The organism is Bacillus sp. ms-22, from assembly GCF_009759805.1.
Lineage (GTDB): Bacteria > Bacillota > Bacilli > Bacillales > Bacillaceae > Bacillus > Bacillus xiamenensis.
Genome location: NZ_CP046653.1, coordinates 1,788,818 through 1,810,589, shown reverse-complemented (window position 1 = coordinate 1,810,589; position 21,772 = coordinate 1,788,818). Strand labels below are relative to the sequence as shown.

General features: G+C 41.4%; 26 protein-coding genes. 1 reads left to right on the top strand and 25 read right to left on the bottom strand.

Going from position 1 to position 21,772, the window contains the following annotated elements; translation table 11 throughout:
• Window positions 1-223: 223 nt before the first annotated feature.
• The 19 genes from aroH to GPA07_RS09435 form a co-directional block, all read right to left on the bottom strand.
• Window positions 224-607: a chorismate mutase gene (gene aroH / locus GPA07_RS09525; RefSeq protein ID WP_008356748.1), complete on the bottom strand. Its 384-nt coding sequence runs from the start codon at window positions 605-607 to the stop codon at window positions 224-226.
• Window positions 604-1,695: a 3-dehydroquinate synthase gene (aroB, locus tag GPA07_RS09520; protein ID WP_071169005.1), complete on the bottom strand. Its 1,092-nt coding sequence runs from the start codon at window positions 1,693-1,695 to the stop codon at window positions 604-606. Before aroB ends, aroH begins: the two co-directional genes overlap by 4 nt.
• Entirely contained in the window at window positions 1,695-2,867 is a 1,173-nt protein-coding gene (gene aroC, locus GPA07_RS09515) for a chorismate synthase (protein ID WP_008356745.1), read from the bottom strand. The genes aroB and aroC overlap by 1 nt, the downstream gene beginning before the upstream one ends.
• Before the next feature lie 73 nt (window positions 2,868-2,940).
• Entirely contained in the window at window positions 2,941-3,720 is a 780-nt protein-coding gene (locus tag GPA07_RS09510) for a CheR family methyltransferase (protein WP_008356743.1), read from the bottom strand.
• A 143-nt stretch (window positions 3,721-3,863) separates the two neighbouring features.
• Window positions 3,864-4,310 carry a nucleoside-diphosphate kinase gene (gene ndk, locus GPA07_RS09505; RefSeq protein WP_008356741.1) on the bottom strand — a complete coding sequence of 149 codons (447 nt, stop codon included), beginning with the start codon at window positions 4,308-4,310 and terminating at the stop codon, window positions 3,864-3,866.
• A 129-nt stretch (window positions 4,311-4,439) separates the two neighbouring features.
• Window positions 4,440-5,402 carry a heptaprenyl diphosphate synthase component II gene (hepT, locus tag GPA07_RS09500; RefSeq protein WP_008356740.1) on the bottom strand — a complete coding sequence of 321 codons (963 nt, stop codon included), beginning with the start codon at window positions 5,400-5,402 and terminating at the stop codon, window positions 4,440-4,442.
• A gap of 24 nt (window positions 5,403-5,426) precedes the next feature.
• Window positions 5,427-6,131, bottom strand: coding sequence for a demethylmenaquinone methyltransferase (locus GPA07_RS09495; RefSeq protein WP_157292443.1), 705 nt, complete (start codon window positions 6,129-6,131; stop codon window positions 5,427-5,429).
• A gap of 3 nt (window positions 6,132-6,134) precedes the next feature.
• Window positions 6,135-6,902: a heptaprenyl diphosphate synthase component 1 gene (locus tag GPA07_RS09490; RefSeq protein WP_008356736.1), complete on the bottom strand. Its 768-nt coding sequence runs from the start codon at window positions 6,900-6,902 to the stop codon at window positions 6,135-6,137.
• 115 nt (window positions 6,903-7,017) lie between these two features.
• Entirely contained in the window at window positions 7,018-7,248 is a 231-nt protein-coding gene (gene mtrB, locus GPA07_RS09485) for a trp RNA-binding attenuation protein MtrB (RefSeq protein ID WP_008344541.1), read from the bottom strand.
• Between the two features lie 23 nt (window positions 7,249-7,271).
• Window positions 7,272-7,841 carry a GTP cyclohydrolase I FolE gene (gene folE / locus GPA07_RS09480; RefSeq protein WP_008356734.1) on the bottom strand — a complete coding sequence of 190 codons (570 nt, stop codon included), beginning with the start codon at window positions 7,839-7,841 and terminating at the stop codon, window positions 7,272-7,274.
• A 190-nt stretch (window positions 7,842-8,031) separates the two neighbouring features.
• Window positions 8,032-8,310 (bottom strand): non-specific DNA-binding protein Hbs, encoded by a 279-nt coding sequence (hbs, locus tag GPA07_RS09475; RefSeq protein ID WP_008356733.1) that lies wholly within the window; start codon window positions 8,308-8,310, stop codon window positions 8,032-8,034.
• Between the two features lie 376 nt (window positions 8,311-8,686).
• Window positions 8,687-10,165 (bottom strand): stage IV sporulation protein A, encoded by a 1,479-nt coding sequence (gene spoIVA / locus GPA07_RS09470; RefSeq protein WP_008356730.1) that lies wholly within the window; start codon window positions 10,163-10,165, stop codon window positions 8,687-8,689.
• Window positions 10,166-10,370: 205 nt separating this feature from the next.
• Complete coding sequence (locus GPA07_RS09465; RefSeq protein WP_008356728.1) at window positions 10,371-11,096, bottom strand: hypothetical protein; 726 nt, start codon at window positions 11,094-11,096, stop codon at window positions 10,371-10,373.
• 18 nt (window positions 11,097-11,114) lie between these two features.
• Window positions 11,115-11,318 carry a DUF2768 domain-containing protein gene (locus GPA07_RS09460; protein ID WP_008344530.1) on the bottom strand — a complete coding sequence of 68 codons (204 nt, stop codon included), beginning with the start codon at window positions 11,316-11,318 and terminating at the stop codon, window positions 11,115-11,117.
• A gap of 266 nt (window positions 11,319-11,584) precedes the next feature.
• On the bottom strand, window positions 11,585-12,622 hold the full coding sequence (locus tag GPA07_RS09455) for an NAD(P)H-dependent glycerol-3-phosphate dehydrogenase (protein ID WP_008356726.1): 1,038 nt from the start codon (window positions 12,620-12,622) through the stop codon (window positions 11,585-11,587).
• Between the two features lie 14 nt (window positions 12,623-12,636).
• Window positions 12,637-13,947: a ribosome biogenesis GTPase Der gene (gene der / locus GPA07_RS09450; RefSeq protein WP_157292442.1), complete on the bottom strand. Its 1,311-nt coding sequence runs from the start codon at window positions 13,945-13,947 to the stop codon at window positions 12,637-12,639.
• Between the two features lie 161 nt (window positions 13,948-14,108).
• On the bottom strand, window positions 14,109-14,303 hold the full coding sequence (locus tag GPA07_RS09445; protein WP_008344527.1) for a capping complex subunit for YIEGIA: 195 nt from the start codon (window positions 14,301-14,303) through the stop codon (window positions 14,109-14,111).
• Window positions 14,304-14,309: 6 nt separating this feature from the next.
• Window positions 14,310-15,194 (bottom strand): YIEGIA family protein, encoded by an 885-nt coding sequence (locus GPA07_RS09440; RefSeq protein WP_157292441.1) that lies wholly within the window; start codon window positions 15,192-15,194, stop codon window positions 14,310-14,312.
• Window positions 15,191-15,733 (bottom strand): YphA family membrane protein, encoded by a 543-nt coding sequence (locus GPA07_RS09435; RefSeq protein WP_157292440.1) that lies wholly within the window; start codon window positions 15,731-15,733, stop codon window positions 15,191-15,193. The genes GPA07_RS09440 and GPA07_RS09435 overlap by 4 nt, the downstream gene beginning before the upstream one ends.
• A 179-nt stretch (window positions 15,734-15,912) precedes the next feature.
• Here GPA07_RS09435 and GPA07_RS09430 point away from each other — a divergent pair, with 179 nt between their 5' ends.
• Entirely contained in the window at window positions 15,913-16,044 is a 132-nt protein-coding gene (locus tag GPA07_RS09430) for a YpzI family protein (protein ID WP_157292439.1), read from the top strand.
• 174 nt (window positions 16,045-16,218) lie between these two features.
• Here GPA07_RS09430 and fni read toward each other — a convergent pair whose 3' ends face one another.
• The 6 genes from fni to ypeB form a co-directional block, all read right to left on the bottom strand.
• Window positions 16,219-17,286: a type 2 isopentenyl-diphosphate Delta-isomerase gene (fni, locus tag GPA07_RS09425; protein WP_071169003.1), complete on the bottom strand. Its 1,068-nt coding sequence runs from the start codon at window positions 17,284-17,286 to the stop codon at window positions 16,219-16,221.
• 14 nt (window positions 17,287-17,300) lie between these two features.
• The gene (gene rpsA / locus GPA07_RS09420) at window positions 17,301-18,452 is read right to left on the bottom strand and encodes a 30S ribosomal protein S1 (protein ID WP_008361255.1); all 1,152 of its coding nucleotides are present in this window, start codon (window positions 18,450-18,452) and stop codon (window positions 17,301-17,303) included.
• A gap of 223 nt (window positions 18,453-18,675) precedes the next feature.
• A complete protein-coding gene (gene cmk, locus GPA07_RS09415; RefSeq protein WP_157292438.1) occupies window positions 18,676-19,353 on the bottom strand; it encodes a (d)CMP kinase in 678 nt (225 codons plus the stop codon).
• Window positions 19,354-19,425: 72 nt separating this feature from the next.
• Window positions 19,426-19,608 carry a DUF5359 family protein gene (locus tag GPA07_RS09410; RefSeq protein WP_008361253.1) on the bottom strand — a complete coding sequence of 61 codons (183 nt, stop codon included), beginning with the start codon at window positions 19,606-19,608 and terminating at the stop codon, window positions 19,426-19,428.
• Between the two features lie 63 nt (window positions 19,609-19,671).
• Window positions 19,672-20,319, bottom strand: a complete 648-nt coding sequence (locus GPA07_RS09405) for a flagellar brake protein (RefSeq protein ID WP_008361252.1) — start codon at window positions 20,317-20,319, stop codon at window positions 19,672-19,674.
• Between the two features lie 102 nt (window positions 20,320-20,421).
• The gene (ypeB, locus tag GPA07_RS09400; RefSeq protein WP_157292436.1) at window positions 20,422-21,771 is read right to left on the bottom strand and encodes a germination protein YpeB; all 1,350 of its coding nucleotides are present in this window, start codon (window positions 21,769-21,771) and stop codon (window positions 20,422-20,424) included.
• Window position 21,772: the final 1 nt, after the last annotated feature.

Sequence of the window (21,772 nt, the reverse complement as noted above, 5' to 3'; positions counted from 1 at the left end):
TCCTTAAATGGGATTAAGGAGAATGAGGGGACATATAGAGGGTTTGTATGAGTATACGAAATAAGCCTAAAAGAGGCTCGCTCTTTTAGGCAGTATGATTAAATAGAAGTATCGTATCTCTGCTCAACTCTACTCATCTCAACTACCCTAGTCTCATTCTCATCTTCTCTAAGCTTGCAATGCCGTTTACACCTGTATGTAAACTTCGGCTGTTCATATCGTATTATAACTCTTTGTTTTTTGTCAACTGTAAATCAGGACGAAGCGTGACGGCTCCTTCCAAGTATACATGCTGTATATCTTCCTGCTTAGTATCTGTCTGGACGGTCATTAAGACGCGAATGCACTGCTTTAAGCCTCCATGAATGTCCAGCTCCTGCATACAAGTGACAGGCACATAGGTCCAGCCTTCAAACTGACGAAGTGCTTTTGCCGGAAAAACGGAGTGAATATCTTGTGTAGCTGAAATCAAGATCTGCACGACACGTTCTGGATCTACTTGGTTTTTTGAAATGATGGCTTCTAGCAGCTGTTTCGTTTTGTTTAACACTTCTGTTTCTGTATCTTCTGTTACGGTTGTAGCCCCACGTATCCCGCGAAACATCACAGACATCCCTCCTCCCGTTTCCATTCTTCGAGCCAGTGATATAGCTCATCTTTTGTGAAAGCTTGCAAGGTGACGTCTCCAATTTGTTTTAATAAAACAAATTGAACGCTCCCGCCTCTTGCCTTTTTATCGCCAATCATGCGATCGACAAATGTAGTAGTTGAAATATCTTGCGTGACTTGTACCGGGAATCCTAATTCTTTCATCCACAGTTTGAATTTCTCACGATTTAAGCTGAGTCCTAGCTGCTTTTCACTCACATATAAAGCAAACTGCATGCCAATTGCAATGGCATCTCCATGCGTGATGGTTCCGTATCCATACTCTGCTTCAATGGCGTGCCCAAGTGTGTGTCCAAAATTCAAAAATGCACGTACACCTTGTTCTTTTTCATCTTCTTGGACAATCGACGCTTTCACTTGAATCCCTTGATACAGCATATGTGCCAGCTCGCCCTTTGATAATTCCGTCAAAGAACGAATGGACATCAGTTCTGATAAAAAGTCTTCACTTGAAATCAGCGCATGCTTGATGACCTCGGCAAAGCCCGATCTCAGCTCTGTTTGTGAGAGCGTCTCTAGCATACTTGTATCATAGATGACGGCCGCCGGCTGATGAAACGCACCAATCAAATTTTTGCCGAGCGGATGATTGATTCCTGTTTTTCCGCCGACTGCACTGTCATGTGCAAGGAGCGTGGTTGGAACTTGAATAAAATCAATGCCTCTCATATAAGTGGCAGCAGCAAAGCCAGCCAAGTCCCCAATCACCCCGCCTCCAAGCGCAATGATGCAGGAGGAGCGGTCGAGCTGAAATTGGATGGCTTTCGTATGAATCTGCTCAAACTGCGTAAAAGATTTTGATTGCTCTCCGTTTGGCACAACCACTTTTTGCACAGACCATTTCTGCTTCAGTAGTTGAACCATTTCATCTCCGTAAATGGCATCAACGGCTGAATCTGTCACGACGAGGAGCTTCGTAAAGGAACGCCCAGTGGAAGTCATCAAGTCTACAATATTGTGTCTAATCCCGTCACCGATATATACAGGATAAGTGGCTGAAGACGTCTTCACTTCCAGTGTTTTCATTAAAACTCCCTCTGAAGCTGGCGCATTTTGTCAACATTTTCTTTAATCCGGTCAATTTGGTCAAGACCAAACTGCTCTACCACTGCATTGGCAATTTCCCAAGCGACCACCGCTTCTGCCACAACACTTGCGGCTGGAACAGCGCAGCTATCAGAACGCTCAATACTTGCAGAGAACGGTTCTTTCGTTTCAATGTCAACGCTTTGCAGCGGCTTATAAAGCGTTGGGATTGGTTTCATAACCCCTCTTACGACAATCGGCATGCCTGTTGACATTCCGCCTTCAAGACCGCCTAAACGATTTGTTTTTCTCGTATAGCCCTTTTCCTCATCCCAAATGATTTCATCATGGACTTCACTGCCGTATTTAGAAGCTGCCTCAAAGCCAATACCGAATTCCACGCCTTTAAAAGCGTTGATACTAAGGACAGCGCCAGCAAGCTTGCTATCTAATTTGCGGTCATAGTGAACATAGCTGCCGACTCCAACTGGCATGCCTTCAACGATCACTTCAACAATGCCGCCAATTGAATCACCGTTTTTCTTGGCTTCGTCAATGGCATCCATCATTTTGGGACCAGCTTCACTGTCATAGCAGCGAACAGGTGATTCTTCTGTTACTTTTTGCAAATCTTCAATAGATTCATATGCAGTATGAGCTGCTTTCACTCCGCCGATTTCAAGGACGTGACCAGCTACTTTGATTCCAAGGTGGGCTAAAATTTGTTTGGCTACTGCTCCCGCCGCAACACGAACCGTTGTCTCACGCGCTGATGAACGCTCTAATACATTACGCATATCACGGTGGCCATATTTAATCGCTCCATTTAAATCCGCATGCCCAGGTCTTGGACGAGAGATTTGACGCTTCATCTCACTCTCTTCTTCTTCGGTAATCGGCTCTGCTCCCATCACCTTTGTCCAGTGCTTCCAATCATTGTTTTCAACGACAAGTGTAATAGGAGAGCCTAATGTTTTCCCGTGGCGAACACCACTTAACACTTTCGCTTGATCTTTTTCAATCTGCATTCTTCTTCCGCGGCCATGACCTTTCTGCCTTCTAGCCAGTTCATAATTGATGTCATCCTGCTCTATGTAAAGTCCCGCTGGAACTCCTTCAATAATAGTGGTCAATTGTGGACCATGTGATTCACCTGCTGTTAAGTACCTCATGACTTATTCTCCCTTCATCGCATTAACGCTTTTAAGTAAAAATATAATAACACACTTACTACTAAAAAGTCAGCTAGATCCCCTTCTTTTGATAAAAGAAAGTGTCTGCTGATGTCAGTCCAAACTTTTCTGGATGAAAAATTTGTTCTGTAGAACCAACAAATAGCACGCCGTTTTTCTTTAAGCTGTTGCTCATTTTTAAGTAAATTTCTTCCTTTGCCTCTTCTGTGAAATAAATAAGAACATTTCGGCAGACGATGAGATCAAGCTGCTTTTCATATGGATCTGCTAATAGGTTGTGTTTCTTAAATTGTATATGCCTTCTGATCTCATCTTTCACCGTGTAAAATGAAGCATCTTCTTTTGTGAAATATTTTTGTTTGATCTGTTCAGGCACCTCTTGAAGGGAGCGTTCATGGTATCTCCCTTTTTGCGCTGATTGAAGGACTTTATCATCAATATCTGTTGCGATAATTTGGAAGTCCTTTACAAGGGGATGGCTTGAAAGCAGCATCGAAAGGGTATACGGCTCTTCTCCAGTCGAACATGCTGCACTCCAGATCTTTAGACTCCCACTGTTTTTCGAAAGCAGCGGAAGGATTTTTTGATCAAGTACTTCCCAACGCTGATAGTTTCGGTAAAATTCTGACACATTAATGGTCATTCGGTCCATCGTTTCTTCTAGTAGTGCTCTGTCCTTTTCAAGAGCAGCTGCGAATGCTTCAAAATCTTTATATCCTTTTTTATCATATAGTGATGTTAATCTTCGTTTCATTTGTGCTTCTTTATATAAATTCAGATCAACCCCGGTCAGTTTTTTCCATTTTCCAACAAATACTTGATATTGATCCATCAATGTCCTCTCCTGTCTCATCTATCTTTGTCCTAGTATAGCTGTTTTTATCAAAAATTTGTATCATCTCATGCGAATTTCGTATAGAAACCTCAATATAAAAAAGCCAAAGTGATCATTTGATGAACACCTTGGCTTGAACATTAATAAATCCAGCTTGAGATCGTTTGATCCCATTTTGTCAGTTCTTCTTGTTTAAAGAAAAGATTGATCTCTCTTTCAGCACTTTCTGGTGAGTCTGAGCCATGGATAATGTTTTTGCCAACGGTTAATCCATAGTCGCCTCTTATCGTACCCGGAAGTGCTTCCTTCGGATTTGTTTTTCCGATAATTTGCCTTGTTACATCGACTACCTGTTCACCTTGCCATACCATTGCAAATACAGGTCCTGACGTAATAAAGTCAACCAATTCCCCGAAAAATGGTTTTTCTTTATGTTCTCCGTAATGTGTTTCTGCCACTTCTTTCGGAATACTCATGAGTTTAGCACCAACAAGCTGGAGCCCCTTTTTTTCGAATCTTGACACAATTTCACCGATTAATTGTCTTTCCACACCATCAGGTTTGACCATAAGAAATGTTTTGTCCATATACGTTTTCCACCCCGTCGTTATGTATGTATAGGCTTACATTGTTACAAAGTGATCGTATCATTTTTTTTTGTAATAATCAATTTTTGACAAAAATTTTCACAAAAAAACCAATCAACTAGAAGTTGATCAGAATTTTCGTTTTCCAATATACTTTGCAATTGAGGCTAAAGACGATTTAGCCCGCCCGCGCGGAAGCAGATCAAGCTGTTCAAATGCTTTTTTCAAATACATTTCACTCACTCGAATGGACCGGTCGATGGCATCTGTTTGTTTGAGATGTTCAATGACAGGCTTCAGCTGTTTTTCTGTCGTTTCACTATTGACCAGCTTCAACTGACCTTCTAATGTTGGATTCTGAAGTGCATATAAAACGGGGAGGGTCACATTCCCTTGTAAAAGATCTCCGCCAACAGGCTTGCCTAATTCTTCTTCAGTTGACGTGAAATCAAGAACATCATCAATGATCTGGTAAGACATGCCGACATAGTATCCAAACCAGTAAAGGGCCTTATGTGTTTTTTCATCTGTCCCTGCTGCTATTGCACCTAGTTGGCAGCTGCCTGCAATAAGCAGGGCTGTTTTCCGCTTGATTCTTCTTAAGTATGTACGAAGGTTTTGATCCATGTTGTATTTGTCTTTTACTTGCTCAATTTCACCGAGACAGAGCTCAACGACCATTTTTGACAAAATTTCATGTGCCATTGGGTGATTGATTTTTGTCATGTACTCAAGCGATCTTGCAAATAAGTAATCCCCTGTGTACATGGCAATTCTGTTGTCCCATTTTGCCTTAATGGTTGGTTTTCCCCTTCTTAATTCTGCATCATCAATGACATCATCGTGAACAAGCGACGCCATATGAATTAATTCCAGCGCTACGGCTACGTATTTAATTTTATTAATGTCATAGTCGCCAAACATGCCTGAAAGGAGAACAAAAACGGGGCGGATTCGTTTTCCGCCCGCTTGCAGCAAATGAAGACCCGCTTCACTTAATAATGCATAATCAGAGCGAACTGTTTGTTCAAGCTCTTTTTCGATGATATCGATATCATGATTTAAAAAAGAGATCATTGCTTTTAGTTTCATTATTTTCACCCAAATATCGTTTATTCAAAGCTTTTTGCCGATATGTGTTGCTGCTACACCGCCTGTAAATGGATGATACGTGACATCTGACAGACCAGCCTCTTCAAAAAGAGCCGCCAGCTCTTTCATGCCAGGGAACGTTTTGGCTGATTCTTGAAGCCATGAATACTCCTGATAGCTTTTGGCAAACAGCTTGCCAAAAAGCGGCATAATGTATTTGAAATAGACAGCATACCCTTGTTTAAACCCTATCATCTCAGGCTGTGATGTTTCGAGGCAGACAACCATCCCCCCAGGCTTCACCACGCGCGTCATTTCCTTCAGCACCGTTAAGTAATCAGGGACATTTCGAAGTCCAAAGCCGATCGTGACATAATCAAATGAGTCATCCTCAAAAGGAAGCTCCATTGCATTGCCGTGAAGCAGTTCAATTTGATTGTAGCCGCCTGTTTTTACCTTCGTTTCCCCAACACTCAGCATATTTTTACTGAAATCAAGGCCTTTGACCTCGCCATTTTCTCCAACGGCATCTGCAAGCGCAATGGTCCAATCGGCTGTCCCGCAGCATACATCTAATGCTTTGGCTCCTTTTTGAACATTCATAAGCTTCATTGTTTTATCACGCCATTTTTTATGCTGCTTAAAGCTAATGACAGAGTTCATTTGGTCATAGTTTTTATAAATTTTTTCAAATACACCGTGTACTCGCTGTTCTTTTGATTGCTGCATGTCTTACCCTTCTTCCACTTTCTGATGGTACGCAGGTTCATTTTTCATATGATCCAAGCGATTTAATAGCTCTTTTTGAACGACCGGAGATGAAACAAGATGCTGCTGGATGGATCGTCTGGCTTCTTCATACCCTTCATTCTCAAAGTTGTCAAAACATGTATAGGCGTCCGTATAGCTATCGTTCAAAAAAAGTTTTAAATGTTTGTCGTCTTCTGCTTGTTTCATAAAACGCTTATACACAAGGAAGCGACTTGCAATTTCATTCCAATGCGTTAATTGAAAGTGCTCAGAAATTCTTTGGAATAGCGCAGATTCCACCGTAGCTACACTTTTGTAAAAGCGGGCTGCATCTTGAATGGACCGATCATACAGTCTAATTTTATGTTCATTAATCTCTTTGATCGCCGTAGCGAGTGTGCGGATCATGTAAATGTCTTTCATGTCAGAGAGAAGAGAATAATAGAGACCGCTGAAATAGTCTCCAGCTAGGATGGTCAGCTGACGATTTTTGAATTCGTCTTGTTTGATGGCTGCAGCAGTTGTGACTTCGTCATGGGTATCAAGGGCAATTTGCACAAGCATCGCCGTTAAAATATAATTTTCTTTTTTCTCAGCATCGATTTGAGCTTCATCAAACATTGCATGGAAAAGAAGGAGCTTGTCTTCATCGATGAGCGGCGCACGCAAATGCTTGGCCAAATAAGGATGAGAAAGCTTTTTATTTAATTTTATATTCAGATTCGATAAAATTCCGTAGATGTCTTGCAAAGATATCACCCTTGTCCCAAAAATTACAGTTTCATATGTAGTCCTGCACATTGTATAGACATTTATTATACCATATCAAGTCTGACTTTCATGCTATCAAGTGCATACTCGTGCGTTATTTCTTTGCTTCGCTTTGAATTTCACCGAAGCTTGTTTGAATGACAGCATCGCCTCTTACTTTGATAGCTGATGTATGCTCAGTAAATTGTGCGATAATGACTTCACCTTTATCAAGTTTTTCGGAATGGTGAAATCTTGTATCAGAGCCTCTAGTTAAGCCGATTACATTTACACCATTATCAATGGCTTTAATCACCACAAAATCAGATGCTTTATTTTCACTCAATCTGTTCACCTTCCATCTATTGATTAGTCGTTTTTAATAAAGGAAAGGACCTCTGCTCTTGCTGCCGCATCATTTGCAAATGTACCGCGCACTGCTGAAGTGACCGTTTTAGCGCCAGGCTTTTTCACTCCGCGCATCGTCATACACATATGCTCTGCTTCAACGACAATCATCACACCATGTGGATTTAAAGTTTCCACCATACTATCAGCAATGGTTGATGTAATGCGTTCCTGAAGCTGCGGACGCTTGGCAACAGCCTCTACTGCTCTTGCCAGCTTACTTAGTCCCGTTACTTTTCCGCCGCGGGGAATATATGCGACATGGGCTTTTCCATAGAATGGCACAAGATGGTGTTCACACATTGAATGGAAAGCAATATCTTTTACAAGAACGAGTTCCTCATGATCTTCACCAAAAATGGTTTTAAAATGTTCTTTTGGATCTTCATTTAATCCCGAGAACACTTCTTCATACATTTTTGCTACTCGTTTTGGGGTATCAAGAAGTCCTTCACGATCCGGATCTTCTCCGATTGCTTCTAATATATCGCGTACAGCGCGTTCGATTCGTTCTTTATTTATTTCACTCATGTATTATATCCTCCAAAGGCAATTACATTTCATTCAGATTCTAGCACACATCAGATCCTAAAAGCAAAGGAGAGCGTTCTAAACGAACCTTTTGATTCAAAAGGAAAAGCCCCTTATCGAAGGGGCTTTTCTAGACCAGTGTGAAACTGTATATGTATAACTCCTTAAATAGGATTATTACACATAACGATTATTTACCTGCCACCGCGTCTTTAAGTGCTTTACCTGGTTTGAAAGCAGGTACTTTGCTTGCAGGGATTTCGATCTCTGCACCCGTTTGTGGGTTACGTCCTTTACGAGCTGAACGCTCACGTACTTCAAAGTTACCAAAACCAATCAATTGGATTTTGTCACCATTTTTAAGTGCCTCTAAAATTGTATCAAAAACAGAATCAACTGCTTTTGTCGCATCTTTTTTAGATAACTCGCTTGCTTCAGCAACCGCGTTAATAAGTTCTGTCTTGTTCATGCCTTTCACCTCCTCCCAAAAATATGCATTCAGTAGATTGTTATCATTTCTTCACAATTCATCTTCTTTCTATACACTTTCTTTGAAAAAAAGAGTGTCTAGAAAGCGTTATACATGGCTTTTCATTAGAAAACGTCTCTTTGAAGGAATGTTTGTCCAACAAAGTGAAGATTTTCTGTAAGTAGATTAACACATATGAAATACCATATCAAGCATTTTAAAGCGAAGAATCCTTATTCGTCAAGGATTAAGGGCACTTTTGCGAACGAATATTCCTAATTTCAGCCTGAATCTGACTAATCTTTATACAATTGTCTTTTTATGACTGATACCGCACACACAAAAAAAGACCCCTATCAATGAGAGGTCTCACATGCTATAGAATAATCGCAATCAGGCCGCCTGATCCTTCGTTAATAATTCGTTCAAGCGTTTCCTTCAGCTTATATCTTGCATTTTCCGGCATCAGAGACAGTTTTGCTTGAATGCCTTCTCTGACAAGCGAGCTGAGTGAGCGTCCAAATATATCGGAATTCCAAATGGACAGCGGATCATCTTCAAAGTCTTGCATTAAGTAACGGACGAGCTCTTCACTTTGTTTTTCTGTGCCGATAATCGGTGCAAACTCACTCTCTACATCCACTTTAATCATATGAATAGATGGAGCAACTGCTTTTAATCTCACGCCGAATCTTGATCCTTGCCTAATGATTTCCGGCTCATCTAAACTCATATCTGACAATGCGGGTGCCGCAATTCCGTAGCCAGTCTGCTTCACCATTTTCAAGGCGTCTGAGACCTGATCATACTCCGTCTTCGCATGCGCAAAATCTTGCATAAGCTCGAGCAGGTGGTCTTTGCCCCTAATTTCCACACCCACCACTTCTTTTAGAATATGATCATATAGATCATCTGGCGCGTACAAGTCAATTTCTGCGATCCCCTGACCCATTTCAATACCTGCTAAGCCCGCTCTTTCAATAAAATCGAATTCACTGAAATGACCGACGACACGGTCGACATCTCTTAATCTCTTAATATCCTTGACGGTTTCCTTCACTGAATCCTGATAGCTCTCTCTTAGCCAATGATCTTCTTTCAGCACCATGACCCAGCTTGGCAGGTTCACATTCACCTCAAGCACCGGGAATTCATATAATGCCTCACGAAGAACGCTGAGTACGTCTTGCTCTCTCATACTTTCTACACTCATCGCGAGTACAGGAATATCATATTTTTGACTGAGTTCTTGCCGCAGTGCTTCTGTTTCAGGATGATAAGGTCTCACAGAGTTGATCACCATAATAAACGGCTTTCCAACTTCTTTAAGCTCGTCAATGACACGTTCTTCAGATTCAATATAGTCATGTCTTGGGATTTCTCCAATTGATCCATCTGTTGTAATCACAACACCAATAGTTGAATGCTCCTGAATGACCTTGCGTGTACCAATTTCCGCTGCTTCATGAAACGGGATAGGTTCTTCATACCACGGCGTGTTAATCATTCTCGGACCATTTTCATCTTCATACCCGCGTGCACCAGGGACAGTGTATCCTACACAATCGACAAGCCTGATGTTGACATCAAGGCCGTCACTCACATGAATCGATGCCGCTTGATTTGGCACAAATTTTGGCTCTGTGGTCATAATGGTTTTTCCTGCTGCGCTTTGCGGCAATTCATCCTGTGCTCTTGCACGGTCTGCCTCATTATTGATATTCGGGAGCACCACGAGCTCCATAAACTTTTTAATAAACGTAGATTTCCCTGTACGAACAGCTCCAACGACTCCTAAATATATATCGCCTCCTGTTCGTTCAGCGATATCCTTGAAAATATCGACTTTTTCCAAGTGATCCCCTCCCGGACTTGCTATCCTCGTTTTCAAATTAAATACTCTATACTTCAATCAAACTGTGCTTGAAAGGTGTCAGGACAATATATGTGTATGACGTTGTCCTATTTGAATATGACACCTTTTTTGTTTTGAGAGTATGTTTAGCCATAAAAAAACCTTTCTCCTCATTTATATGCAGAGGAGAAAGGTTCATTCTTGTTTATGACGTCTTTTTTTCTAAAAAGGCAGGCTCACCTTTTTTGTTGATCGTATATGGTACAGAAAACGCTGGTACAAACGGGGTTTCCTGCCAATATACGTCTTGAATATTTTCACCTGGCTTTAGCTTTAGTTTCGTATTTTTCAAAATCTGGGCAAAATCACTGCGATAGTCAACATAGATTTCACCATTTGATGAAATCAGTAATGGGAGCGAATGTCCTGTGACAGGACTCATCACAGTAGGCGGCGCTTTTAACCCTAGTTTTTTTTCATTTAACGTATATAAATCTTTGGACACCACTTTGCCATATGGCGGATATGTATGTTCGTCTTGATACATTTTGATCCTTAGACGTAACTCACTGATCGTTTGCGTCATTTTGACATCAAGCAGTTTCACAGTTGGGTTCTTTTCAACGTCTGTGAGGACATAGATATACTCGCCCCCGCCTTCAAAGGATGTTGACGGTACATCGTGTAAATACCTTGGTGACAGACGCTTAAAGTCAATGACGTATTTCTGGTAAATAGGTGTGTCTCCTTCTTTTGTTTCAATTGGCAGAAGACCATTTGTCGCTTTTTGAAATTCCTCGATCGCCGTCTGCACACTTTGCAGCTGCTCCTCGTATGGCACCCGGTTTTCAGCTTTGCGATTCTCTGGATATAGACAACCCGTAAGTAAAATGAGTGTTAACAGCATGACACTGACTTTTGCTTTGATCATCACATTCTTCCTTTTTCTTTATTCATTGACCGGCCCGCTAAATACAACTAAAAACACAATGATACCCGATATGAGCATCAAGCTGTATGCGACGGTCGAAGCTGTTATTTTCAGAAATCGGCTCTTCAGCTTAAACCTACTCAAATAAATGGTTACAACGGCTAAAAACATGAGCCCCATTGAACCAAGCGCAAACCACATCTTGATTAAAGCAAAACTCATCGTGCCTGTCCCCCTTCAACACGAACAAATTGTAAGCGTTTATATTTCATTTTAAACCAAAAATAAGGGATATATCAATCTTTTTTCCAATCATTCAAAAAAAAGCGCATAAAAAAACTGAAGCAAAGAGGGGGACTCCGCTTCAGTCATTAGGTCGACTATGTTTCCTCATTCTGTAGAGGCAAAGCTCTATTCAAACTTCATTGTTATGTTATGCAAGTCTTCCCTTTCTTGCATCCTCTACACGCCTAAGTTCAGTCTTTCAATTACTTTGTTTGGTTTTCGAACATGTTCACAAGGTCTTCCATCTCATGTGTTTTCACACGTGCCATTAATGATTCTACAGCATCGTCTACCTTTTTCCCTTCAAACAGGACATGGTAAAGCGCTTCTGTAATTGGCATGCTGACCTTATATTCTTTGGATAGCTGGTAAGCGCCTTTTGTTGTGCGGACGCCTTCTACCACCATTCCCATTTTCTCAAGTACTTCCTCAAGCTTATATCCTTTGCCAAGTAAATTCCCGCAGCGCCAGTTACGTGAATGAACACTTGTACATGTGACAATTAAATCTCCAACACCTGTCAATCCAGCAAACGTAAGAGGGTTTCCTCCCATTTTTGTACCGAGGCGGGCGATTTCAGCCAGCCCTCTTGTGATAAGTGCTGCTTTCGCATTATCCCCATATCCAAGTCCGTCTGTGATTCCTGCCGCAAGCGCAATGATATTTTTCAGCGCCCCGCCAATTTCCACACCAATCACATCAGGGTTTGTGTACACTCTAAAGTTATTGTTCATAAACAAATCTTGAACAAATTGAGCCGCTTCAATGTTTTCTGATGAGACCGTGACTGTTGTCGGATGACGCAGGCCTACTTCTTCTGCATGACTCGGTCCTGATAAGACAACGACCGCTTCTCTTTTCGTTTCTGGCACTTCTTGTTCAATCATTTGAGAAATTCTGAGAAGCGTATCTGGTTCAATCCCTTTACTCACATGAACAAACGGCACTTTCGACGAAATCAACTCACTTGCCTGCTTCAATACTTCTCGAATGGCCTTTGTTGGCACGGCGACAATAATCACATCTGTCCCGTCTAGTGCCTGTTTCATATCTGTTGTTGCCTGAATAGACGCTGGTAGCGCGACATTAGGCAAGTAGTCATGATTTTCATGGTTCTCATTGATTTGATCAATTAATTCTTGCCGATGTCCCCACATGTGTACATCATGATGATTATCAGCTAATACAAGTGCAAGAGCAGTTCCCCAGCTTCCTGCTCCAAGTACTGAAATTTTTTTCATCCTGCTCACCCTTTTTATTTTCTCGCTCTTGCAAATATTTTAATCGGTGTTCCTTCAAAACCAAATGCATCTCGAATCCGGTTTTCTAAGAAACGCTCATAAGAAAAGTGCATAAGCTCTGGATCATTAACAAACACAACAAAGGACGGAGGCTTGATTGCCACCTGTGTCGCATAGTAAATTTTCAGACGCTGTCCATTATGGGTCGGCGTTGGGTTCATCGCTACAGCATCCATGATAATATCGTTTAGAATGTTCGTTTGAACGCGCATCGCATGATTTTCACTAGCGGTAATAATTGTTGGCATTAACGTGTGAATTCTCTTTTTCGTAAGAGCAGACATGAATAAGACAGGTGCATAATCAAGGAATTGAAAATGCTCGCGAATATTTTGCTCAAATTCCTTCATTGTACGCTCGTCTTTTTCAACAGCATCCCACTTGTTCACAATGATCACAACGGCTTTACCCGCTTCGTGTGCGTAGCCGGCAATACGTTTATCCTGTTCAATAATGCCTTCTTCACCATCAAGAACGACAGCGACAACATCAGATCGATCAATGGCTTTTAACGCACGAAGCACACTGTATTTCTCCGTTGTTTCATACACTTTTCCTTTTTTTCTCATACCTGCTGTATCGACGATGACAAAGTCACGTTGGTTGTACGTAAACATCGTATCCACAGCGTCTCTTGTCGTACCAGCGATGTTGCTGACAATGACACGTTCTTCTCCAAGCATAGCATTCACCAAAGAAGATTTCCCTACATTCGGGCGGCCAATTAGGCAGAACTGGACCACTTCTTCATCATACTGTGTATCTGGCAAGTGTTTAAAGTGCTCTGCGACTGCATCAAGCAAATCACCAAGGCCTAGTCCGTGCGTTCCAGAAATCGGATACGGCTCGCCAAATCCAAGTGCATAAAAGTCATACACGTCGCTTCTCATTTCAGGGTTGTCCAGTTTATTGACAGCAAGTACAACCGGCTTTTTCGTGCGATATAAAATTTTTGCGACTTCTTCATCCGCAGATGTCACGCCATCTCTTCCATTGACCATAAAGATAATGACATCCGCTTCATCCATTGCGATCTCAGCCTGATGGCGAATTTGCGCCAAAAACGGCTCATCTCCAATATCTATTCCACCAGTATCTATTAAATTAAAGTCATAATTTAACCATTCAGCAGAGCTATAGATTCGATCTCTTGTTACACCAGGTGTGTCTTCTACAATCGATATTCTTTCGCCTGCGATTCGATTAAAAATTGTAGATTTTCCAACGTTGGGCCTTCCAACAATGGCTACGACAGGTTTACCCATAGTACCCTTCCTTTCAATCCAGCCGCGATTCAATATGTTCATCATCATGTTTCAACCGGGATTTAAAATTTTCATTCAGTTTGTTATGAAATAAACCCTTCAAACATGAAGGGTTCAACTTATATATTATATCAATTTTTAATCAGACCACAATGAATAACTTAAAAATGTTTGACAATCAAGTAAAGATCTTCTCCAATACCATGGGCAATTCCGTCTAGAATGGCCTCTAAATTCATGGCATACATGTCGAGCTCTTCTTTGTTTTCACAGAAAAAAACCGCTGTTCCTCCAATGACTCGCTCTTTATTTGTCGTGGCTACAGCCAATATAAATTGTTCAATCGTATTCGCCATGCCCTATTACCTCGCTTTCTTTTTAATGAAATCTGTCGGCATTCTAATGGCATTTTCTAATATTGGCACTTCTTCTAATACACGTACAGCCAAATCTTCTCGTTTCCACTGCGGCAAAATAAACACGCCAAGTGTGCCGTTATTCAGATCACGTTTTGCGAGCGGACAAAGCGATGGTTCACCAGAATCACGATATACACCAAGCACATTGGATAAATCAAATAAAATCGCTTGCCGCTGTCCAAGGTTTGCAATCGTTGTGGCAGAGTTAAAATTCTTTGGTGTCAAGATGAAACCCATTCCATGCTCTAAAATCAGTTTTTGCTTTTCAGGAAGCCCGATATTCATCATGTAAATATCATTCACGTAAAGCCCGGCCCCGTCAAAGCGAAGTTCGCCTTTTTGAATATTGACAATATCCTTTAATTGGCTGCCTGACATTAATCGTTTTGCCATGAAAAAACAAAGAATACCGACCACTGTCCCAACGACGAGCGAGAAAAAAATACAGGCTGTTGTTGTAATCAGAGCCGTGAGGATGGAAATATAATTTCGACTTTCAAAGGCAATCGCAATGCCTTCGATATATGTACTGCCTCTTGAGACAAGCTCATACGAATCCATTTGGGTTAACGTGTTTCTTTCCATATTACGTACATCACGAAATTGCGTGGCTGCAAGCGTCAGAAACGTAATTGCAGTAAATTCCTCCTGGATTAGTGCAGGCATAATAATGGCTCCTAGCCCTGATGCGATAAAACCAAGCGCAATGTGAATCACTTGTCCATGAATATATGTAGGATATTGCCGGTAATCTGTTCTTAACATATACAGCCTTGCAGCCATCCCAAAGATGACACCAATGATCACAGGAAATGTGTAATCCGTCATGTTGATTTTGCAGCCCCTTTTACTGGTTTTCTAGATGAACGGGTGCTTAAGAGCTTTTCAAACTGATCTACACCTAATAGGAAGATGGCTCCTTGAACAACAAGGGAAAGAAACGAGAGATCCCCTATGACAACGGGTAATGTGAGCCGGTGAATCGCAAGCGTATAAAGAGCTTCCCCAAGACACACAGACATCATCCATAAAGTGATCCGTTCCATTAACTGATGCCCATATGTCAAACACATCAAGATCAGCAAGGCAAATACAACCCAGTCCACTTTTATTATCGTGAACCAAACTGGATCATATAATGCAAAAATCATAAAAAAGGCATACGCGCTAACCATGGAGCCTAATTGCATGATGCTTATGATTCGATAAACAGGCAGAAAGATAACAAATGCCATACAAGCATATAAAAAGGTCAGCAAAAACCCCGCATTGATTCTGACGCCTACCATGGCTATCATGACATGACTGCATATTATATGAACAAGAACACACACTCCTAGCACGTTGCGCCACGTGCTTTTTTCCATGATAAACGTCACCATAATCCAAACGAACCATATTGACCAATAATAGTACAGTGCCTCCAATGCCTCATCACCTCAATTACATTATGGGAAAATCTCCATTTTTTAAACGTATAAGAACGCTTGGGCTTTGTATGAAATGAACAAGAGGTGACACCCTAATGGTTGAGGAGGGATGTATGATGGGTAAAGATAGACAGGAAAAACGCTTAAAGGCGTCAAGAAGAGTTGAATCTGACCGCGATCAATCAATTCATCACAAAGGGACAACAACATTAGAAGGTCCTGAAGACGCTCGCAAAAGAAATCAATAAAAAAAGGCATGTGATGATCACATGTCTTTGTCTTCTTTCCAGCGTGACCTGAAAACCTTTGCAGTCTAGGAAGGACGAGTACCGGAGCGGAGCGAATTTGACATTCGTGAGCACCGGCACGCAGGACTGACAAAGAATGCGAGGGTTTGTCTACACGCTGAAGGCATGTGATGATCACATGCCTCTTTCCTTAGATCTTAAACTATAGTACGTCGTATCCACGCCTCTTTCTTTCAGCCAATGACTCGTCTCCCCCGTAATGACAATCGGAGCTTGTCTCAGCTCCTCGATGGTTTTCACGCCAAGGACTGTCATCATCATTTTCACATCTTCTTGTAGATCGATGATATCAGAGATCAGAGCACTTTCTCCCCCGCTCGTCAGCGATTTTAAGAAAAAGCCAGCTAACCCAGCGGCAGATGCGCCAAGAGCGATTGATTTGGTCACATCAAGTGCATCTCGAATGCCTCCAGAGGCTAGTACTGTCTGATCTTGAAAGGCTGTATGTACTTCAGCAAGACTCGCTGCAGTTGGAATACCCCACTGGTCAAAATAGCGAAGTGCTTTTTGGCGGCGCAGGTTTTCGATCTTAGAAAAGTTTGTTCCGCCAAATCCTCCAATATCAACGGCTGCAACTCCTGCATCGAATAACTTCTTTGCCGTTTCCTTACTCATGCCAAATCCGACTTCTTTTACGACAACAGGCACGCCAATCGACTCAGCGATGGCTGCAATTCGCTCAACAGCCCCCCTGAAATCACGATCCCCTTCAGGCATCACGATCTCTTGGATGACATTTAAGTGAATTTGGAGCATGTTTGCTTCCAGCATGTCGACAGCATCCCGGGCTTGTTGAATGGTCGCTTCACTGCCTAAATTGGCAAAAATCAGTCCATCTGGATTGACCTGTCGAACGACTTCATACGTACGTCTTTCCTCTTTATCTTTCAGCGCAGCCATTTGTGATCCAACTGCTACTGGTATATTGGTTTCCTTCGCTGCGATAGACAAAGAGCGGTTGATATCATAGGTTGATTCTCCGCCCCCACCAGTCATTGCATTGATAAAAATTGGCGAACCGAAAGTCAGTCCGCCAATTGTCGTGTGTGTATCAATTTGTGATGTCGCAAGATCTGGTAAACTGGCGTGAACGAAGGAAACATCTTTTAAACCTGTTGCTGCATGCTGGCCAGTCGACAAAGCATGCTCAATATGCTGTTTCTTTCTTTCTGCTCGCGTCAATTTTAATCACCAAATTATTTTAGTTTATTGAGTTTATCACCGATCAGGTCACCAAGCTGGAATCCGCTTGTGCTTTCTTCTTTCGCCTGATATTGACGATAATCCTCTTCGATTTGTTTTTCAGGATTTTCTTCTAGCTCACGAATGCTTAGTGAAATGCGCTCTTCATCTTCATTTACATCAAGCACTTTCACTTTCACCGTCTGCCCTTCTTCAAGGACTTCTTGAGGAGTACCAATATGTTTATGTGAGATTTGGGAAATATGCACAAGTCCTTCTACACCTGGCAGAATTTCAACAAATGCACCAAAGCTCACAAGACGTTGAACGGTTCCTTCAAGCACATCACCTTGTTGTACTTTTTCGCCAATTTGGCTCCAAGGTCCTGGTAATGTTTCTTTAATAGATAGTGAGATACGTTCGTTATCGCGGTCAACAGCAAGTACTTTTACTTTCACTTCCTGGCCTTCTTCAACAACGTCAGATGGCTTTTCAACATGCGCATGGGATAGTTGAGAAATGTGAACTAATCCATCAATGCCGCCAATGTCAACAAATGCACCAAAGTCAGTCAGGCGCTGTACTTTTCCATCAATCACACTGCCTACTTCAAGCTTTTGCAGGAAGTCTTGCTTCTTATCTAGTTGCTCTTGCTCAACCACTGCACGATGCGAAAGAATCACACGATTTTTTTCGCGGTCAAGTTCTACCACGACAAGTGAGAGTGTTTTTCCTTTGTAGTCTGTGAAGTCTTCGACATAGTGTGCTTCAACAAGAGATGCAGGAATAAATCCGCGTACACCAATGTCGACAACTAGACCACCTTTCACAACGTCTTTTACTTCAGCTTCAAATACTTCTTTTGTTTCAAACTTTTTCTCTAGGTCTTCCCAAGCGCGGTCTGCATCAACAGCACGTTTCGATAAAATCAAAGCATCGTCTTCGACCTTTGTTACTTTAAGCTCTAACTCGTCGCCATCTTTCACGACATCTGATGCTTTTTCAACGTGAAGACTTGATAATTCACTGATTGGGATGATCCCAGGTTGTTTCACATTGACGATATCCACATTAACATGCTTGTCCTCAACTTTAGAAACAATCCCTTTCACTACATCTCCAACCTCTGGTACCTGAACATCGATTTGATTCATTTCATCTGTCATTTCGATAACCTCCTTGGTCCAAACCTACACAGCTTAGTTAAAACGACTGAGCGAATATGTGTCCTTAGCATGATGATTGCCAGCCGAATATGTATTATAGAAACATTCAAATCAACATAATTGCTTGAATGATCAATAAAAATAGTATTAGTATAAACTTCTAATAAAAGACCTTGTTTGTCAAGAGATAAACCTCTAACTTATAAAAGTTTTCTAAAATTTCTTACTGTTTTTCTACACGCGCTGCTGCATCTAAAATTTTACATGCTACCTCTTGAATGGAAAGGGAAGTTGTGTCAATTTCAATGGCGTCATCAGCCTTCTTCAGCGGTGATACCTCCCGCTCAGAATCAAGTTTGTCACGTCTTGCAATTTCTTCAATCAGCTGGTCGTAATTGACGTCATAGCCTTTTTTCTGATTTTCTTCGAAACGGCGTTTTGCTCTCTCCTCTACTGAAGCAAGCAAGAAAATTTTCACTTCGGCATCTGGAAGAACGTGTGTGCCAATGTCTCTTCCGTCCATGACGACACCGCCTCGTTTGCCAAGCTCTTGCTGTCTGCGGACCATTTCCTCTCGGACAGCTCTATGTTTTGCGACAACAGATACTTGGTTGCTCACGCGGTCAGTTCGGATGTCTTCTGTGACATCGATCTTGTCTAAATGTACTTGTTGACCTTCGTCCGTTGACACAAGTTCAATCACTGTCTTTTTCAGTAACGCATCAAGCGCCTGTTCATCCTCAAGGTCTACGCCTTGATTGAGTGCCGCAAGTGTAATCGCGCGGTACATCGCACCTGTATCGATATAAATATATGATTTTTTCGCTGCGACAATTTTTGCCACAGTGCTTTTTCCTGCTGCTGCAGGACCGTCAATTGCGATAGATAATTTCTTTTTCATAATACCTCTCCTTGATTGAATCTCCCTTATGAATTGTAACACGATCACCGCTCAAACGGGGGAATTTTTCTATCAATCCTTTTGCTTAAACGTCTCAATCCAATCTTCAATGCTCATGTTATTCACACCCTCGTATTGCACGACTTTTGACAAAAATAATTCTCCTTTCGTCAAGTGAAGGGTGATCTGAACGGCTAATAGCAGAACAAGCTGAATGAGCACCGCTTTGAATAACCATCTTTCTAAAGTTTTCATACAAAAAGCCTCCACGCTAGATTCTCTCCACTCTAGTATGGAAGCTTTTGACAACCTTTATTCTTATACTTTTTTCAGACGAGTTAACAGCTGCTGCTGGAAGCAATACTTCATGATGTACTGCTGGTGATCATTCGTCAATTCAGTAAACTCGATGATCGCTCTTGTTTTGCCAGTTTGTTCATCTTCATATACACGCTTCATTTCTGCAACCGCTTTAATTTTCACTGGCTCTTTAAGCGGAAGTTCAAACTCTGTGACTACTTCACCGTTTTCTTGTAGTGCGACACCTTCTGGAACAGCAATTGCTACACCGCCTGCACTTATATTCACGATAAATGTGTCAAAGGTTTCTACATCATTTTGGGTGATCGTAGCTTTCAGCATCGTATCCACTCGAAGGTATTCTCTTCTCTGCAGCCGAACCATTTCTTCTTTTGGTGGAATCGAAATAACAATCATTGGAATATCTTCTTTTCTTTTTCCGATAACTTCGCTTGTACATTTGTACGGAATTTGATTTTCATCGAAAAAGAAGACAGTGATTTCTGTTTGCTGGTTTAAGTAAATTGTGCGCCCCGTCTCTTTATCAGCTGGATAATTAATGAAAATATGATCGTTATTATTTTCCAAAACCTTCGATTTTGCTGTTTTTACTTCTTTGTTCTCATTGACATACTCAATTGTGATTCCATCCCCTATTTGTAACATTCCTCATCACTCTTTTCATCTGTGAAATCGCATCCTCTCCTATATTAAACCATGTATAAAACAAAAGGAAAAGACTTATTAGCCTTTTCCTCGTTTCCTTTTTTATAGGTCTTTATATATAGGTTCCGCATTTTTCAGTTTATCTACTCTTTCTTCTTTTCCAGTATCTGCATTGATGAACATCCGGTACGTGTCGTTTTTAATGGTTCCTAGGAACTCATAGCAGAGAACTTCCTCTGACATATCATTTTGAACGATGGCTAGATGCGTATCCTCGATCTTCACGTGTTTGTTCAGCGTCTTTTCAGCTTCTTTTCGAGAGATTTTAGGGGCTTTTATGTCCCGTTTTTTATGATTGACTAAATAATCTTTCGCTGAGAACCCAACGATCTCTCCATCATCTAAAGCGACTTTCATCCGAATACTATCTGGATAAAGTAGTACATTTTTTTGTAGAGGTACGTAGGTAAATACACCGATATTATCGAATTGCGCACTTTCATCTAAATGAAATGATTCGGTATCAAAATCATGCTTTTTTAAGAAACTTAGAGCCTTTTCTGAGGCATCATTTAAACTGATTTTTTGTTTTTTCACTTCTCGATTTTGAAGAAGATAGACTGGATGACCTCCTTTTTCAGTCAAGTCCAAATAAAAGTTTGCCTGGCTGTCTGGGTCTGACATCGACAGGCTGTATACATCACGATTCGTTTTACTCCCGCTTTTTCTCACCTTAAAATCTTGGTTATGATCCGGTGTAAATTGCTGGGCGATGCGAATCGCTTCTTTTTTTGAAATCTTTTGACCTTTTAAGTGGTTGTAGCCTTGCGTTTCTGATTCAGTTGACACATTTGTAGGACCGAGATCAACATCTGCAAACGCATCTGCATTTCTCTCAACGGTTTTTAATCCGTCAATGATGGTGTTGTCGTTCTTTCGATCGCCGTCAGCCAGCGCCATTTCAACATCCATCCATTTTAGATTTTTATTAAGTACGAGATGTTGCACCTGTCTAAGCTCGTTTTGAATATCTGCCGCTTGATCATATAAAGCTGTAATGCTTTTATGCGTATCTTTGTTTAGTGGTTCATCTGATAAAGATTTAACAGACGATTTGTAGCTAAAGTCTCCGACATTCGCTAGAAATTCTTCAGTTTTGTTAAAAGGCATCAATGTGAGCGGAAGCTGACTGACATTGTTATGCGCTTCTGATGACATTCTCCATACATCTGCAAGTGCTGGAGAAATAGATGTTTGGCTGTTCATCGCAAGTGTCGCCCCAAGTTTGTCGTGCAGCTGATCAACTTGATACGTTAAATCGTGGAATGCTCTTTGATAGTTGTTCTCTGCGTGAAGCAGCACTGCGTCTTTTTCTTGATGCTCTTTATAGCCCCAGTAGCCTGTTGAGATGACAGCAATTCCTAAAATAGCAATCAATATTCCTCTGATCATT